Annotated in this window: 13 protein-coding genes; all 13 read right to left on the minus strand. The window is 68.7% G+C overall.

Annotated elements, in window-relative coordinates:
• Nucleotides 1-123: 123 nt before the first annotated feature.
• The 13 genes from TBIF_RS19665 to pyrR all read right to left on the minus strand — a co-directional run bounded on the left by TBIF_RS19665 (nt 124) and on the right by pyrR (nt 15,718).
• Nucleotides 124-2,181 (minus strand): primosomal protein N', encoded by a 2,058-nt coding sequence (locus TBIF_RS19665; RefSeq protein WP_024796452.1) that lies wholly within the window; start codon nt 2,179-2,181, stop codon nt 124-126.
• A gap of 160 nt (nt 2,182-2,341) precedes the next feature.
• Nucleotides 2,342-3,553, minus strand: coding sequence for a methionine adenosyltransferase (metK, locus tag TBIF_RS19670; protein WP_024796453.1), 1,212 nt, complete (start codon nt 3,551-3,553; stop codon nt 2,342-2,344).
• Nucleotides 3,554-3,767: 214 nt separating this feature from the next.
• A complete protein-coding gene (gene coaBC / locus TBIF_RS19675; RefSeq protein ID WP_024796454.1) occupies nt 3,768-5,030 on the minus strand; it encodes a bifunctional phosphopantothenoylcysteine decarboxylase/phosphopantothenate--cysteine ligase CoaBC in 1,263 nt (420 codons plus the stop codon).
• Complete coding sequence (rpoZ, locus tag TBIF_RS19680; protein WP_024796455.1) at nt 5,027-5,332, minus strand: DNA-directed RNA polymerase subunit omega; 306 nt, start codon at nt 5,330-5,332, stop codon at nt 5,027-5,029. Before rpoZ ends, coaBC begins: the two co-directional genes overlap by 4 nt.
• 156 nt (nt 5,333-5,488) lie before the next feature.
• Complete coding sequence (gmk, locus tag TBIF_RS19685) at nt 5,489-6,091, minus strand: guanylate kinase (protein ID WP_024796456.1); 603 nt, start codon at nt 6,089-6,091, stop codon at nt 5,489-5,491.
• On the minus strand, nt 6,088-6,420 hold the full coding sequence (gene mihF / locus TBIF_RS19690) for an integration host factor, actinobacterial type (protein ID WP_024796457.1): 333 nt from the start codon (nt 6,418-6,420) through the stop codon (nt 6,088-6,090). Before mihF ends, gmk begins: the two co-directional genes overlap by 4 nt.
• Nucleotides 6,421-6,906: 486 nt before the next feature.
• The gene (pyrF, locus tag TBIF_RS19695; protein ID WP_024796458.1) at nt 6,907-7,734 is read right to left on the minus strand and encodes an orotidine-5'-phosphate decarboxylase; all 828 of its coding nucleotides are present in this window, start codon (nt 7,732-7,734) and stop codon (nt 6,907-6,909) included.
• On the minus strand, nt 7,731-11,081 hold the full coding sequence (gene carB, locus TBIF_RS19700) for a carbamoyl-phosphate synthase large subunit (protein WP_024796459.1): 3,351 nt from the start codon (nt 11,079-11,081) through the stop codon (nt 7,731-7,733). The genes pyrF and carB overlap by 4 nt, the downstream gene beginning before the upstream one ends.
• Complete coding sequence (gene carA, locus TBIF_RS19705; RefSeq protein WP_024796460.1) at nt 11,081-12,247, minus strand: glutamine-hydrolyzing carbamoyl-phosphate synthase small subunit; 1,167 nt, start codon at nt 12,245-12,247, stop codon at nt 11,081-11,083. Before carA ends, carB begins: the two co-directional genes overlap by 1 nt.
• Nucleotides 12,244-12,783: a PH-like domain-containing protein gene (locus TBIF_RS19710; protein WP_024796461.1), complete on the minus strand. Its 540-nt coding sequence runs from the start codon at nt 12,781-12,783 to the stop codon at nt 12,244-12,246. The genes carA and TBIF_RS19710 overlap by 4 nt, the downstream gene beginning before the upstream one ends.
• Nucleotides 12,784-14,127 carry a dihydroorotase gene (locus TBIF_RS19715; protein WP_024796462.1) on the minus strand — a complete coding sequence of 448 codons (1,344 nt, stop codon included), beginning with the start codon at nt 14,125-14,127 and terminating at the stop codon, nt 12,784-12,786. It lies immediately after the preceding gene.
• A gap of 16 nt (nt 14,128-14,143) precedes the next feature.
• Complete coding sequence (locus TBIF_RS19720; protein WP_024796463.1) at nt 14,144-15,091, minus strand: aspartate carbamoyltransferase catalytic subunit; 948 nt, start codon at nt 15,089-15,091, stop codon at nt 14,144-14,146.
• The gene (pyrR, locus tag TBIF_RS19725) at nt 15,092-15,718 is read right to left on the minus strand and encodes a bifunctional pyr operon transcriptional regulator/uracil phosphoribosyltransferase PyrR (protein WP_024796464.1); all 627 of its coding nucleotides are present in this window, start codon (nt 15,716-15,718) and stop codon (nt 15,092-15,094) included.
• Nucleotides 15,719-15,740 lie beyond the last annotated feature (22 nt).

Consider the following 15,740-nt stretch of genomic DNA (forward strand, 5'->3'; position numbering starts at 1 on the left):
ACGCAATTTCCACATGTGAGGCCCCGATCGCTCCGGCATCGTGCGCTGCCGACCTTACTCCAAGTTTCAACTAAACTTAGCAAGGTCGACTGCACCGTGACGACACCGCAACCACGATCGGCGCTATCCCACCCGAATCGGGTCGACCTGTACGCGGATCGCACCAGGAAGCCGTCTCGCACTGCGCTGGGCTAAGCCCTCCCGCAAGGCGGCGGAGAGCGCAGCGCCATCCCGTCGGCGCACCCGCAGGATCACCCGCTCCGCATCGGCAGGCTCGCTGTCTGAGCCCGCGGGACCCCGCATCCCCGCCGGCATCGGCACCGGCCCCAGCACCTCGCAGCCCGCTGGGAGGTGGAGCACCTCGAGAAAACCCGCGAGCGCGTCTGGGCTGCCGTCAACCGCCGCGACATGCACGGCAGGCGGAAACCCCACCTCGCGGCGAGACTCGAGCTCGGTGTGTGCATGCCCCACCGGGTCCCAGCGGATCAGCGCCTGCACCACCGGTATGCCCGCCTCGGCGACCACCACCACGCGTCCGCCATCCGGGCCGGGGCGCACCAGCGCGGCGGCCGCCATCCAGCGGCGCAGAGTCTCCTCCCCCGCGCGGAGATCGGCCCGGGAGAGCAACGCCCACCCGTCGAGCAGCAGCGCCGCCCCATAGCCGCCCGCTGCGACCGGCTCCGCGCCCACGGTGGCCACCACGACGCTGGCCACGCCCGGGACAGCGTCCCGCACGTCCTCGCCACTAGAGCTGATGATCGGCACACCGCGGAAGGCCCTGCCGAACTCCTCGGCCGTGCGCCCCGCGCCGGTCACCCTGGCCCGCAGCGCACGCGAGCCGCACTTTCCGCAGCGGTGGGCCCGCTCTGCGTTGCCACACCATCGGCAGGTTGGCGCAGCGGCTCCGTCCTCCCCCATCTGCGCGGGACTGTTGGGCCCCCCACCGACCCCTGGCATCGGGAGGCCCAACGGTCCCGCGCAGCGTCTGCATCGCGCGGGCTCTCGGCACTTGGCACAGCCCACCGCCGGGACATAGCCGCCGCGCGGCACCTGCACCAGCACCGGCAAGTCCGCGGCTAGCGCGCCGCGTGCGGCCTCGAACGCGATCCCGGGCAGCCGGGCCGAGCGGGCGCCCGGGTCCCGCGCCAAAGCCTCGTCGCTGTCCGCCAGGGCCTTGATCAACGGCGCGGATTGTCGCAACACCTCGCGGCTCGCAATGAGGTCATGCGCCCAGCCGTTCTCCACCAGAGCCTGAGCCTCCGCAGTGCGCGCGTGCCCGCCCACCAGCAGGGCGCTGCTTCCGTGCTGGGCACGCAGCAACGCGACCTCGCGGGCGTGCGGATACGGCGAGCGCGGCTCGGCGAGGTTGTCGTCGCCGTCGTCCCACACGGCAATCAGCCCGAGGTCTTGGACCGGCACAAACGCGGTGCTACGGGGGCCGACGACGATGGCCGGTCCGCCGCTGTGCGCCAGCAGCCACCGGCGATAGCGGGCCGCAGGGCCTAGCCCGGCCGAGAGCGCCACCACCGCTGCCGCCCCAACCAGTGCCGTGGCCGCCGCGACCACACGATCCATGTCGCGTCGGTCCGGGACGACGACCACCGCGCTGCGCCCAGCCGTGACACAGGTGGCCGCGGCCTCCGCGAGGCGTGCGGGCCAGTCATCCCCCGGCAGTGCCTGCCAGACGGCCCGTGCGCCCCGGCCCTCGGCAAGCGCCGCGAGATACGCGCCGCCATGGACGTATCGCTCCCACCCCGCCGGGTCGATTCCCACAGCCGCCGTTGCAGAGGGTTGCTTCTCACCTGCGAGAACTGCGGCCTCCGCACGGGCGTGCCGGGGCGGGATGGCCATGCGGAGGACATCCGCGCGGGTACCGGCATAGCGAGCGGCGACTGCCTCGCAGAGGACTGCCAGCTCCGGTGTAAGGACCTGGATCGGCGAGATCACACGCTCGAGGAACCCCAGTTTTCCCACGTGCTCACTGCGCTCGACCCGATCAAGGATGTAACCGTCCACCAACCGGCCGGAAAAACGCACACGGACCCGCACACCGACCTGCGCCGTCGCGTCCATATCTGCTGGCACCAGATAGTCGAACACCCGGTCCAAATGCGCCGGTTGAACAACAGGCAGCACTCGAGCGACCGGCAAGGCGTCGGCGGGCTTCACAGTGGCGGTCACGGTAGTCGTTCTATCACGCGCGGCAGACAGTGCTGGGACGGCATGATCGGCTCGCCTCCATGTCTCGATGGGACTGATCCAAGCCGTGATAGGGGGTGCGACAAGTTTGGGCCCGTGCCAGAATCAGCCGAAGGCACGGGCCCAAACTCAAGAACTGTATCTACAGGCCGGCGAGTGCCCGCAGTTCCTCAGCCTTGTCGGTGCGCTCCCACGGCAGGTCCACGTCGGTGCGGCCGAAGTGGCCGTACGCGGCGGTCTGCGCGTAGATGGGACGCAGCAGGTCGAGGTCGCGGACGATCGCGCCGGGGCGCAGGTCGAACACATCGCTGATCAGCGCCTGGATCTTGGTGGGATCGAGCTGCTCAGTGCCGAAGGTCTCGACGAACAGGCCCACGGGCGCGGCCTTGCCGATGGCGTAGGCCACCTGCACCTCGATGCGCTCGGCCAGGCCCGCTGCCACCGCGTTCTTGGCGACCCAGCGCATCGCGTACGCACCGCTGCGGTCCACCTTGGACGGGTCCTTGCCAGAGAACGCGCCGCCGCCGTGGCGGGCCATGCCGCCATAGGTGTCGACGATGATCTTGCGGCCAGTCAGGCCCGCATCGCCCATCGGGCCACCGAGGACGAACTTGCCGGTGGGGTTTACCAGCAGGCGCACGTCGGAGATGTCCAGACTGGTCTCACCGAGGTCGGCCAACACGCTGTCGAGGACCTTCGAGCGGATATCCGGCGCGAGCATGTTGTCGAGATCGATGTCCGCGGCATGCTGCGTCGAGATCACGACGGTGTCGAGACGCACGGGCTTGTCGTCGGCGTACTCGATGGTCACCTGGGTCTTGCCATCGGGACGCAGATACGGCAGCACCTGGTCCTTGCGCACGGCGGTGAGCCTGCGAGAGAGCCTGTGTGCCAACGCGATCGGCATCGGCATGAGCTCAGGCGTGTCCTTGCATGCGTAGCCGAACATCAGGCCCTGGTCGCCGGCGCCCTGGCGGTCGATCGCGTCATCCGATAGGCCCAGGCGGGCCTCATAGGCGCTGTCCACGCCCTGCGCGATGTCCGGGGACTGCGCGCCGATGGCGATGTTCACGCCGCACGAGTGGCCGTCGAAGCCCTTGGACGACGAGTCGTACCCGATCTCGAGGACCTTGTCGCGGACGATCTTGGGGATGTCGACGTAGGCGGAGGTGGTTACCTCGCCGACGACATGCACCTGTCCGGTGGTAACCAGCGTCTCGACCGCGACGCGGCTGGTCGGATCCGAAGCCAGCATGGCGTCCAGGATTGAATCGCTGATCGCGTCGCAGATCTTATCCGGGTGCCCCTCGGTGACTGACTCGCTGGTGAACAAACGATGGCCCGACTGGTCCATGGTTATTCCTCTCCCACTGTTCTCTCGCTGCGCCGTTCTCACGCGATGCCGGAGCACCGCAGAACGATGAATGATTACGTCAACTGGAAAGTCCGCCAACTGGCAACGAGAAATTTGGCTGCCGGGGGCTCCCGGACGGACATCGTTCGGCTTCGAGACTAATACCCCGCCCGCCGCAGCCGAATGCGGCGGGTCTGTGCTGCTGTGCCCGACGTCAGGTACTACAGGCTCCGTCGCCCAGCAGCGCAGTGATCGCGTCGAGAATTCTACTGGACATCAGGGATTTGGAGCCATGCTCGATGGCGGCCTCGGAGCCGTCGGCACTCAGCAGCCAGCCCGCGTTGCTGTCCATCTCGAAGGCTTTACCGTCACCGACCGCATTGACAACGAGCAGGTCGCAGCCCTTGCGGGCGAGCTTCGCGCGGGCGTGGAAGAGCACGTCGCCCGACGCGTCCCCGGTCTCCGCGGCGAAGCCGACGATGATCTTGGCCTGCGGCAAGGAACCATCAGCACGACGGCGGACAAGTCCGGCGAGGATGTCGGGGTTCCGGGTGAGCTCAATCAGCGAGGGCTCTGTGGGGCCCTTCTTAATCTTGGCGTCGACGAACGTCGTGGGTCGAAAGTCCGCCACGGCAGCGGCCATGATGACCACATCGTGCTCCGGGGCGGCAGCGTTGACCGCGGCCTCGAGCTCGGCGGCGGTCCCGGCGTGCTGCAGAGCGACGGCGGGCGGGGGCGGCAGATGCACGCCGGCGCCGGAGATGAGGGTGACGTCCGCGCCGCGCTGAGCGGCGAGACGGGCCAGGGCGTACCCCTGTTTCCCAGAACTGCGGTTGCCCAGGAACCGGACTGGGTCCAAGGGTTCGCGGGTGCCGCCGGCGGTCACGAGGACGCGCACGCCCTCGAGGTCGCGCGGGATGGCGTCGGACCGCTCCAGGACTAGATCGCCGAGCGCCGAGATCTCCTCGGGCTCAGGCAGTCGACCGGCACCGGTGTCGGTGCCCGTGAGCCGGCCGGAGGCTGGCTCGATGACAATATTTCCGCGCTCGCGCAACGTCGCAACGTTCGCGACGGTGGCGGGGTGCTCCCACATCTCGGTGTGCATCGCGGGCACGAAGATCACCGGGCAGCGCGCGGTCAGCAGCGTCGCGGTCAGCAAGTCGTCTGCCCGGCCCGAGGCCGAGCGCGACATCAGGTCGGCAGTGGCCGGCGCGATGATCACCAGGTCGGCCTCCTGGCCGAGCCGGACATGCTGAACAGACGGCACGTCGGCGAACACGCCGGTGTCGACGGGATTACCCGAGAGCGCCTCGAAGGTGGCGGCGCCGATGAAGTTCAGCGCCGACGCCGTCGGAATCACACGGACATGATGGCCACGCTCGGTGAAGTGTCGGATAACCGAGCAGACCTTATAGGCCGCAATCCCGCCCCCGACACCGACGATGATCCGCTTCGGCGCGGATCCGCTAGTACTCACTCGCCTTCAGTGTGCTCAAGCAGGTCGGCGTGGATCTCGCGCAGCGCGATGGAGAGCGGCTTCTCCTGGAGGCCCGGCTCGACCAGCGGGCCGACGTACTCGAGGATTCCGTCGCTGAGCTGGTTGTAGTAGTCGTTGATCTGACGCGCGCGCTTGGCGGCGAAGATTACCAGCGCGTACTTCGACGAGGCCCGCTCGAGCAGCTCATCGATGGGCGGGTTGGTGATGCCGAGAGGGGTGTCGTAGGCCGGCACAGCTCCCGCTAGTGCGGATTCGTTGGCGTCGACCTGGATGTTGCTCACTGAGGCTGCTCCTGAATTGCTCTCGGTTGCTAAATCTGATGGTGCTGCTAAATCTGGTGCCGCATAATCTGGCGATACAAGCTCAATATCAGCCGCTACGCGCGCCAAAGCGCACGGGCTAAGGCCCATAGTACCGGTAACGCCCGGCAGTGCCTGCTAGGCGGTGCCGGCCAGCAAGGATACCAACTCGTCCGTGGCCTGCTCCACCTGGTGGTTGACGATGATGTGGTCGAACTCAGACTGCGCCGCCAGCTCCACGCGGGCGGTCTCGAGCCGTCGCGCCACCACGGCGTCGTCCTCGGTGCCGCGACCGGTGAGCCGGGAGACCAGGTCGTCCCAGCTCGGGGGCGCGAGAAAGGCGAAGATCGCGTCGGGCATGTTCTCGCGGACCTGCCGGACGCCGGCAAGGTCGACCTCGACCAAGACGGGATGGCCGGCGGCCAGGGCGCTCTTCAGCGGGGCCACCGGGGTCCCAGAGCGTTGCAGGCCGCCGTGGATGTCTGCCCACTCGAGCAGTTCGCCAGCGTCGATCATCCGCTGGAACTCGGCCCAATCGATGAAGCGGTAGTCCACCCCGTCGACCTCGCCGGGGCGCGGGTCACGGGTGGTGACCGACACGCTGAAGACGAGCTCGGGCATACGGGCCTTCAGCTCTCGCACCACGGTGGACTTCCCGACGGCCGAAGGGCCGGCTAGTACTACCAGCCGACCCTCCGGTGCCGAATCCGAGCCCGTGGTGCGGGTCTCGTTGGCAATCACGCTTTTTCGTCGACCTCGAAATCGAACTTGGTCAGCAGCGCGCGCTTCTGACGATCGCCGAGCCCGCGCAGACGGCGGGTGGGGGCGATCTCGAGCTCCGTCATGATTTCCTGCGCCTTGACCTTGCCAACCTTCGGCAGGGCCTCCAGCAATGCCGAGACCTTCATCTTGCCAAGGATCTCGTTGTCTTCTGCGTCCTTCAGGACCTGCTTGAGGTCGGTACCACCACGCTTGAGGCGCTCCTTGAGCTCCGCCCTGGCCTTGCGGGCGGCAGCCGCCTTCACCAGAGCAGCAGCGCGCTGCTCATCAGTTAACTGGGGAAGGGCCACGGTTCCTCCGTCTCGTCGTGTGCATTTGAACAACTCCACTGGTGTACCAGCGGCGATAGCGACCGTACTCACGCTGCGCGGGGATTGCTAACCGACCCCCCACACCGGGTTGCCAATTCTGGTGGGTTAGAGGCCCACCACCACCGCCAGCGAAAACCAGATGAACGGCCGTCAGAACCTCCAACAGGGAAGCCCTCTCTGCATGAAATGCTTTGTGCTGCAACAGTTTACAGAATCCCATGAGTTCTCTGCCTGCCGTTGTCGAGAGGGACCAAAAAAGGCGTCCTCGCAGGTCCACGGGGGTGGAAAATATTTATTGCGGAATATTTCGCCTCCTCGCGTGTCGGGCCACCGCCGGGCCCCGAAACCCGCGAGATCACCCAGCCTCCACGCGTCCCGAGGAGACCACGGTCGCGGAGAAAACACGGTCTGCGCGGAGACGTATCCCCACGCAGACCGTGTGCTAACTCTCAATCTGGGCGTCGGCTACCGCGCCAACGCGTGCTCGATCTCATCCCGCACCTGCTCGGCCGCGGCGCGCAAGGCCGCCACATCGGGTCCCTGCGCCAGGATGCCGCGGGAGCTGTTCGGCAGGAGCAGCCCGGTGTTGCCAGCGAAGATCTCGGCGAGGTCTGCCGCGCTCGCCCCCTGCGCGCCCAGGCCGGGAGCCAGGATGGGTCCGTCGAAGCGCGAGAGGTCCAGGCCGTGGTCACGGGTGGCGCCAACGACGAGTCCGACGGTCCCGCGGCCGTCCGCGTTGGCGGCCACCGCGTCGTCGACCATCGACTGCGCGACGCTCACACCCGCGCTGACAGAGCGCTGCACGTGGCCGCCCTCGGGGTTCGAGGTCCGGGCCAGCACGAAGATGCCGCGGCCGTGCTGCCGTGCCAACTCCAGCGCCGGGGACAGCGCACCGAAGCCGAGATAGGGCGAGACCGTCACGGAGTCCGTGGCTAGGGGGGACTCCCCCAGCCACGCGTTCGCGTAGGCGTCCATGGTCGAGCCAATGTCGCCACGCTTGGCGTCCGCCACCACCAGGGTGCCCGACGCGCGCAGCCCCGCGAGGGTCCGCTCCAGCGCGGCGAAGCCAGCGCTGCCATGGGCCTCGAAGAACGCCACCTGCGGCTTGACTACCGCCACGGTCCCGCCGAACGCCTCGACGCAGATGTCGGCGAACTCGCCGAGCCCCGCGGCGGTGCGTGGCAGGCCCCACTGGTCGAGCAGGCCGGGGTGCGGGTCGATGCCGACGCACAGCCGCCCCCGGTCCGCGATGGCGGACCGGAGGCGGCTGCCCCAGCTAGGCGTGCCGGTCACGAGATCACAGATGCCGGGGTGGAGCGCAGGTTGGCATGCAGCACCTGCAGCGACTGCACCCCGATGTCCCCGCGAATGCCGGCCTCGATGCCCTGGACAGCCGCGGCCGCGCCCTGCACCGTGGTGATGCAGGCGGTGGACGAGGCGATGGCGGCCGCGCGGATCTCATAGCCGTCCACGCGCGGGCCGGAGGTGCCGAACGGGGTGTTGATCACCATGTCGACCTTCCCCGCCTTGAGCAGTTCGACGATCGAGTGGTTGTCGGCTTCGCGGTCGTCCGAGTACTTGCCGATCTGGTCGCACTCGATGCCGTTGCGTCGCAGCATCTCGGCGGTGCCCTCGGTGGCGAGGATGCGGAAGCCAAGATCCGCGAGCCGCTTGACCGGGAACACCATGGCGCGCTTATCGCGGTTGGCCACCGAGACGAACACGGTGCCCGACGTCGGCAGCGGGCTGTAGGCCGCGGTCTGGCTCTTGGAGAACGCCCGGCCGAAGTCGGAGTCGATACCCATGACCTCGCCGGTGGACTTCATCTCCGGGCCGAGCAGGGAGTCGACGCCGGTGCCGTCCGACTTGCGGAAGCGGTTGAACGGCAGCACGGCCTCCTTGACGGCGACCGGCGCGGAAACGGGGACGGTGCCCCCGTCGCCGGTGGCCGGCAGCAGCCCGGACGCGCGCAGCTCCGCGATGGTCTCGCCGAGCATGATGCGCGCGGCCGCCTTCGCGAGCGGGACGGCCGTGGCCTTCGACACGAACGGCACCGTGCGGCTGGCACGGGGGTTCGCCTCGATGACGTAGAGCACGTCGTCCTTGAGCGCGTACTGGACGTTCATCAGTCCGCGGACGCCGATCCCGTGGGCCAGGGCCTCGGTGGAGCGGCGCACGGCCTCGATGTCCTGGCGGCCGAGGGTGATCGGGGGCAGGGCGCACGCCGAGTCGCCGGAGTGGATGCCGGCCTCCTCGATGTGCTCCATGACGCCGCCGAGATAGACCTCGTGGCCGTCGCACAGGGCGTCGACGTCGATCTCGATGGCATCTTCCAGGAAGCGGTCGACCAGCACCGGGTGGTCGTTCGACAGCTCGGTGGAGCGGGAGATGTAGTCCTCCAGTGAGGGCTCGTCGTAGACGATCTCCATGCCGCGGCCGCCGAGCACGTAGGACGGTCGCACCAGCACGGGATAGCCGATCTCGGCCGCCACGTCCTTGGTCTCCTCGAAGCTGGTGGCGATGCCGAACTTCGGCGCCGGCAGCTTGGCGGCGCTGAGCACCTTGCCGAACTCGCCGCGATCCTCGGCGAGGTCGATCGCGGCGGGGGTGGTGCCGACGATCGGCACGCCCGCGGCCTCCAGGCGCGCTGCCAGGCTCAGCGGGGTCTGGCCGCCGAGCTGGACGATGACGCCGGCGACGGTGCCGGAGGCGCGCTCCGCGTCGTAGACCTCGAGCACGTCCTCGAACGTGAGCGGCTCGAAATAGAGGCGGTCCGCGGTGTCGTAGTCCGTGGAGACCGTCTCCGGGTTGCAGTTGATCATGACCGTCTCGTAGCCGGCCTCCGACAGCGTCGTCGCGGCGTGCACGCACGAGTAGTCGAACTCGATGCCCTGTCCAATGCGGTTCGGCCCGGAGCCCAGGATCAGCACCTTCGGTCGCTCGGTCTGCGGGGCGACCTCGGACTCGGCCTCGGGGTCCAGCTCATACGTCGAGTAGTGGTACGGCGTCTTGGCCTCGAACTCGGCGGCACAGGTGTCGACGGTCTTGAACACCGGACGCACGCCGAGGCGGTGGCGCAGCGTGCGCACGCCGTCCTCCCCTGCCAGCTCGGGGCGCAGAGCCGCGACCTGGGCGTCAGACAGCCCAGCGTGCTTGGCCCGGCGGAGCAGTCCGCCGTCGACCACCGGCGCGTCCAGGATCTCCTGGCGCAGCCCGACGAGCCACGCCACCTCGGCGATGAACCAGGGATCGATGCTGGAGGCCTCGTGGACCTCCTCGATGGAGGCGCCGAGGCGTAGCGCCAACTCCACGTCGTAGATGCGGCCCTCGGTGGGCACGCGCAGATCCGCGAGGACCTGCGTCACGTCACCCTCGAAGGCGGCATCGTCGGGCTGCGTCCAGAAGCCCGCGGACTTGGTCTCCAACGAGCGGAGCACCTTGCCGAGCGCCTCGGGGAAGCTGCGGCCGATCGACATGGCCTCGCCCACCGACTTCATGGTGGTGGTCAGTGTGCCGTCGGCGCCCGGGAACTTCTCGAACGCGAAACGCGGCGCCTTGACGACGACGTAGTCCAGCGTCGGCTCAAAGCACGCGGGGGTCTCGCCGGTGATGTCGTTGACGATCTCGTCGAGCGTGTAGCCGATGGCCAGCTTCGCCGCGATCTTCGCGATCGGGAAGCCGGTGGCCTTCGAGGCCAACGCGCTCGAGCGTGAGACGCGCGGGTTCATCTCGATCACGATGAGGCGGCCGTCGGCGGGGTCCACCGCGAACTGGATGTTGCAGCCGCCGGTCTCGACGCCCACGGCGCGCAGGATCTCGATGCCGAGCGTGCGCATCTTCTGGTACTCGAGGTCGGTCAGCGTCATGGCCGGGGCCACCGTCATGGAGTCGCCGGTATGCACACCCATGGCGTCGATGTTCTCGATGGAGCACACGATGACCACGTTGTCGCGGCTATCGCGCATGAGCTCGAGCTCGTACTCCTTCCACCCGAGGATGGACTCCTCGATGAGCACGTTGGCCGTCGGCGACGCCGAGAGGCCGCCGCCGGCGATGCGCTCGAGGTCCTCGGTGGTGTACGCCATGCCGGAGCCGAGCCCGCCCATGGTGAAGCTGGGGCGCACGACGACGGGCAGGCCGAGCTCGGCGACGGTCGCGTGGACCTCGGCCATCGTGTGGCAGACGCTGGAGCGGGCGCTCTCGCCGCCGACGGACGCCACGATGTCCTTGAACATCTGGCGGTCCTCGCCGCGCTGGATGGCGGGGATGTCCGCGCCGATCAGCTCCACGTTGTACTTGACCAGCGTGCCGCGGGCGTCCAGGTCCATCGCCGTGTTCAGCGCGGTCTGGCCGCCGAGGGTCGCGAGCACCGCGTCGATCGGGTGCCCAAGCTCCTTCTCGCGGATGATGACCTTTTCCACGAACTCCGCCGTGATTGGCTCCACATAGGTGGAGTCGGCATATTCGGGGTCGGTCATGATGGTCGCCGGGTTGGAGTTGATCAGGGAGACCCGCAGGCCCTCCTCGCGCAACACGCGGCAGGCCTGGGTCCCGGAGTAGTCGAACTCGCAGGCCTGGCCGATGACGATCGGGCCGGACCCGATGACCAGGATGTGCTTGATATCAGTGCGGCGAGGCATTAGTTGCGGCCTGCTTTCTTCTGGCTGTCCATCAAGGCGGTGAAACGGTCGAACAGGTAGCGCGCGTCCTCGGGGCCGGCGGCGGCCTCGGGGTGGTACTGCACGGAGAACGCCATGCCGTCCGCCAGCTCGACGCCCTCGACGGTGCCGTCGTTGGCGCAGATGTGGCTGACGCGGGCCCGGCCGAAGGGGGTGTCGAACTCCTCGCCCCGCTCGCCCTCGAGGGCGAAGCCGTGGTTCTGGGAGGTGATCGAGACGCGGCCGGTGGACTCCTCGATCACGGGGATGTTCATCCCGCGGTGGCCGAAGCGCATCTTGTATGTGCCGCGGCCGAGTGCCCGGCCCAGGATCTGGTTGCCGAAGCAGATACCGAACATCGGCACGCCCTGGCTGATGACGCTGCGCGTCAGATGCACGGTCGAGTCCGCGGTGGCGGGGTCGCCCGGGCCGTTCGAGAGGAAGAAGCCCGTCGGGTTGAGCGCCAGGACCTGCTCCAGCGTCGCGTTCGCCGGCAGCACGTGCACGCGCACCCCGCGCTCCGAGAGCTGCGTGGGGATGCTGGCCTTCATGCCGAGGTCGATGGCGACGACGGTGTACGCCGGGGCATCACCCGCGTGCAGGTTCTTGGCCTCGATGAGGTAACCGCTGTCGCTGCTGACCTCCTTGGCGAGATCCGCACCCAGCATCGACGGCTGTGCCTGCACGATGCGCAGCAGCGCGTCGACGGGCGCCATGGAGCTGCCGGAGAAGATCCCGGCGCGCATCGCGCCGCGGTCGCGCAAGTGGCGGACCACCGAGCGCGTGTCCAGGCCGGAGATGCCGACGATGCCCTGCGTGACCAGCTCGTCCTCGAGCGTGCCCTCGGCGCGCCAGTTGGACACGCGGCGGGAGGGCTCGCGGACCGCGTAGCCGGCCACCCAGATCTTGCCGCTGACGTTGCCTTCGTTGTCGCGGGACTCACTGTCCTCGCTGTTCCAACCGGTGTTACCGATCTGCGGGGCCGTGGCCACCACAATCTGACGGTGGTAGCTCGGGTCGGTGAGCGTCTCCTGGTAACCGGTCATGCCGGTTGTGAACACGGCCTCGCCGAGGGTCTGCCCCTCCGCGCCGAAACCGAAACCCCGGAAAACCCGGCCGTCCTCGAGCACGAGAATCGCGTCGCTCACTCGCTTGCCTTTCTGCCCTGTGCATTGCTGCTGTCGAATTCTTGGATCCAGCGGGGGTACACGGCCTTGTCGTCGCCGCGAAAGCCGGAGTCGATCTGGATGGTCTCGTCATTCGAGCCCGGCGGATGCCAGCGGATAACCAGCAGGCCGTCCTCCGTCATCGCCTTGCCCGCCAGACGCCGGTCGGTGCGCACCTCGATGATGGCCGTCCGGGGAATCCACAGCGGCTCGGATCCGTCGCGCTCGAGGACCACGCCGTCCGGATAGCCGACGAGGGTCGCGTTGGCGCGGGCGCCGAGGCCCGATGCGGCCACCCGTGCCTGCCAGTTCTCCGCGAAGGCGGTGCCGATGTACAGGCCCGTGGCCTGCTCGACGCGCGGCGTGCCGAGCTTCTTAGGCACTGCCGGCAGCTCGCCGATCCAGGCCTGCTGGTTCGCGCTCTTGCGCTTCCAGCCCCTGTACATCGCGAACGCGATCAGCCCCCACATCACAATGAAGAATGCGACGACCGCAACGTTGGACGCGGTTGATTCCATTTAGAGCGGCCTTACCTTTCCGTTGACCACGGTCAGGCGTCCGCGCAAGATCGTCGCGCGCACCTGGCCGGGCAGTTCCAGCCCCTCGAACGGGGTGTTGTCGGACACGCTCGCCAGCTCCGGGCCGGATACGGTCCAGGTGGCGGAGGGATCGATGAGGGTGAGGTTCGCCAGCTCGCCCTCGGCAATCGGTTGGCCCTGGTCGGGCAGGCCCGTGATCTCCGCGGGCCGCTCGCTCATGACCTTCGCCACCCCGCGCCAGTCCAGCAGGCCCGGGTTGACCATTGTCTCCACGATCACCGACAGCGCGGTCTCGAGGCCGAGCATGCCGGGCCGCGCCTGGGAGAACTCGCAGCACTTGTCCTGCTCGGCGTGCGGCGCGTGGTCGGTTGCCACGCAGTCGATGACGCCCTCTGCCAGTGCCGCTCGCAGAGCCTGCGCGTCGGAGGCCTCCCGCAGCGGCGGGTTGACGCGGTTGACGCCGTCATAAGTCTCCAGCCTCGAGTCGTCGAGGAGCAGGTGGTGCGGTGTGACCTCGGCGGTGATCGAGATCCCCTGGTTCTTGGCCCAGCGGATCAGCTCCACAGAGCCTGCGGTCGACGCATGGCAGATATGCACGCGGGCGCCGGCGTCGCGGGCGAGCAGCGCGTCGCGGATGACGATGGACTCCTCCGCGGCGCGAGGCCAGCCGGCCAGGCCCAGGCGGGCCGCCGTCGGACCGTCGTGCGCGACAGCGCCCTCGGTCAGGCGGGGCTCCTCCGCATGCTGGGCGATGAGCACGCCCAGGCCCGTCGCGTACTCGAGCGCGCGCTTCATCAGCAGGGGGTCCGCGACGCAGTGGCCGTCGTCCGAGAACAGCCGGACCGCACCCGTGGAGGCGGCCATGACGCCCATCTCCGCGAGCTCAGTCCCCTTGAGCCCCTTGGTGATCGCGCCGACCGGGTGCACGTCGACGAGGCCGACCTCCTGGCCACGGGCCCACACGTGGTCGGTGACGACCGCGTTGTCAGCCACCGGGTCGGTGTTGGCCATCGCGAACACCGCGGTGTAGCCGCCGCGGGCCGCGGCCGCCGAGCCGGAGTCGATGGTCTCGGTGTCCTCGCGGCCGGGCTCGCGCAGGTGCGTGTGCATGTCGACGAAGCCGGGCAGTAGTACGGTGCCGGCCGCCTCGACCAGCTCCACTCCCCCCGTGTCGGCCTGCTCGATCGTGCCAGCGGGCGCGATCCGCAGGATCTGCTGATCGCCGATCAGCACATCGACCGGGTCACCCTCGCCGTATAGGCGGGTGCCCGTGATCAGGACCGTCACCGCGGAGCTCTCCTCTTGTGTGTTTATGGAGTTCATCGAATATCGCCGCCCATCAAATGTCCCCCGTGCCGACCAGCAGGCGGAACAGCACGGCCATCCGCACATGCACGCCGTTGCGGACCTGCTGGAGCACCGCCATCGACTCCGAGTCCGCGACCTTGGACGCGATCTCCATGCCGCGCAGCATCGGGCCGGGGTGCAGGATCGCGGCATGCTTCGGGAGCATCGCCTGGCGCTTCTCGTTGAGGCCATAGCGGATCGAGTACTCGCGGGCCGTTGGGAAGAACCCGCCCTGCATGCGCTCGGCCTGCACTCTCAGCATCATCACCGCGTCGAGCGTGGGCAGCTCCGCGTCGAGGCTGTTCGCCACAGTCGCTACTGCCCACTCGCGCACGCCGGTGGGCAGCAGCGTCGGCGGGGCGATCAGCACGACCTCCGCGCCAAGCATGCTGAGCAGCAACGCATTCGAGCGCGCGACCCGGCTATGCAGGATATCGCCGACAATGCCGATCCGGCGGCCTTCGATCCCCCCGAGCCGCTCCCGCAGCGTCAGCGCGTCCAGCAGCGCCTGCGTGGGGTGCTCGTGGGTGCCGTCGCCAGCGTTGATCACCGCGGGGCCGGGCCCGTCGATCGACATCTCGGCGGTCCAGCGGGCGACCTGCTGGGCCGCGCCCGACGCCGGATGCCGGACCACGATCGCGTCGGCGCCGATCGAGTGGAGCGTCGCCGCGGTGTCCCGCAGCGACTCGCCCTTCGCCACCGAGGAGCCAGAGGCACTGATGTTGATGACATCGGCGCTCATCCACTTGCCCGCGACCTCGAACGAGGCGCGGGTGCGGGTGGAATTCTCGTAGAACATCGTCATGATGGTGCGGCCGCGCAGCGTCGGCAGCTTGCGGACCTCGCGGCCCAGCAGCGCCTGCTGGAAGCGCTCGGCCTCATCTAGAAGGCTGTTCGCGGAGTCCGCGGTGAGGTCCGAGATGGAGAGCAGGTGCTTCATCTAGCTCACCTCCGGGGGCACTGAGCCCTGGCTGGCGGGCGCCTGGCTGATCAGCACGGCATCGACGCCGTCGTGCTCTGCGAGCTGGACCGAGACGACCTCCGTGCGGGCGGTCGGGATGTTCTTGCCGACATAGTCGGCGCGCAGCGGCAATTCCCGATGGCCGCGGTCGACTAGCACCGCGAGCTGCACGGCGCGCGGGCGTCCGAGGTCGCGCAGCGCGTCGAGCGCCGCGCGGACGGTGCGGCCGGAGAACAGGACGTCGTCAACCAGCACCACCGTCGCGTCGTCGACTCCACCCACGGGGATCGAGGTGCGCTCGAGAGGACGGTGCGGCTTGCCACGCAGGTCGTCGCGGTAGAGCGTGATGTCCAAGGTGCCCACGGGCACCTGCACGCCACTGAACTCCGCGATCTTCGCCGCCAGCCGCGAGGCGAGCGGGGCGCCGCGGGTCGGCACTCCGATGAGTACGACGTGCGGACCACCCGACAAGCCCCCGCCAGCCTCATGGGGTGCGTCGAGCGCGGTCTTCTCGATGATCTGATGCGCGATCCGCGCGATCGTCCGCCCGACATCAGAGGCGGACATGATCTCCCGCGGGGCGGGCGCGGCGCCTACCGGCGGCACGGGCTCAGACGCGGAATCATCA

Source organism: Tomitella biformata AHU 1821 (assembly GCF_000524475.1).
Classification (GTDB): Bacteria; Actinomycetota; Actinomycetes; order Mycobacteriales; family Mycobacteriaceae; genus Tomitella; species Tomitella biformata.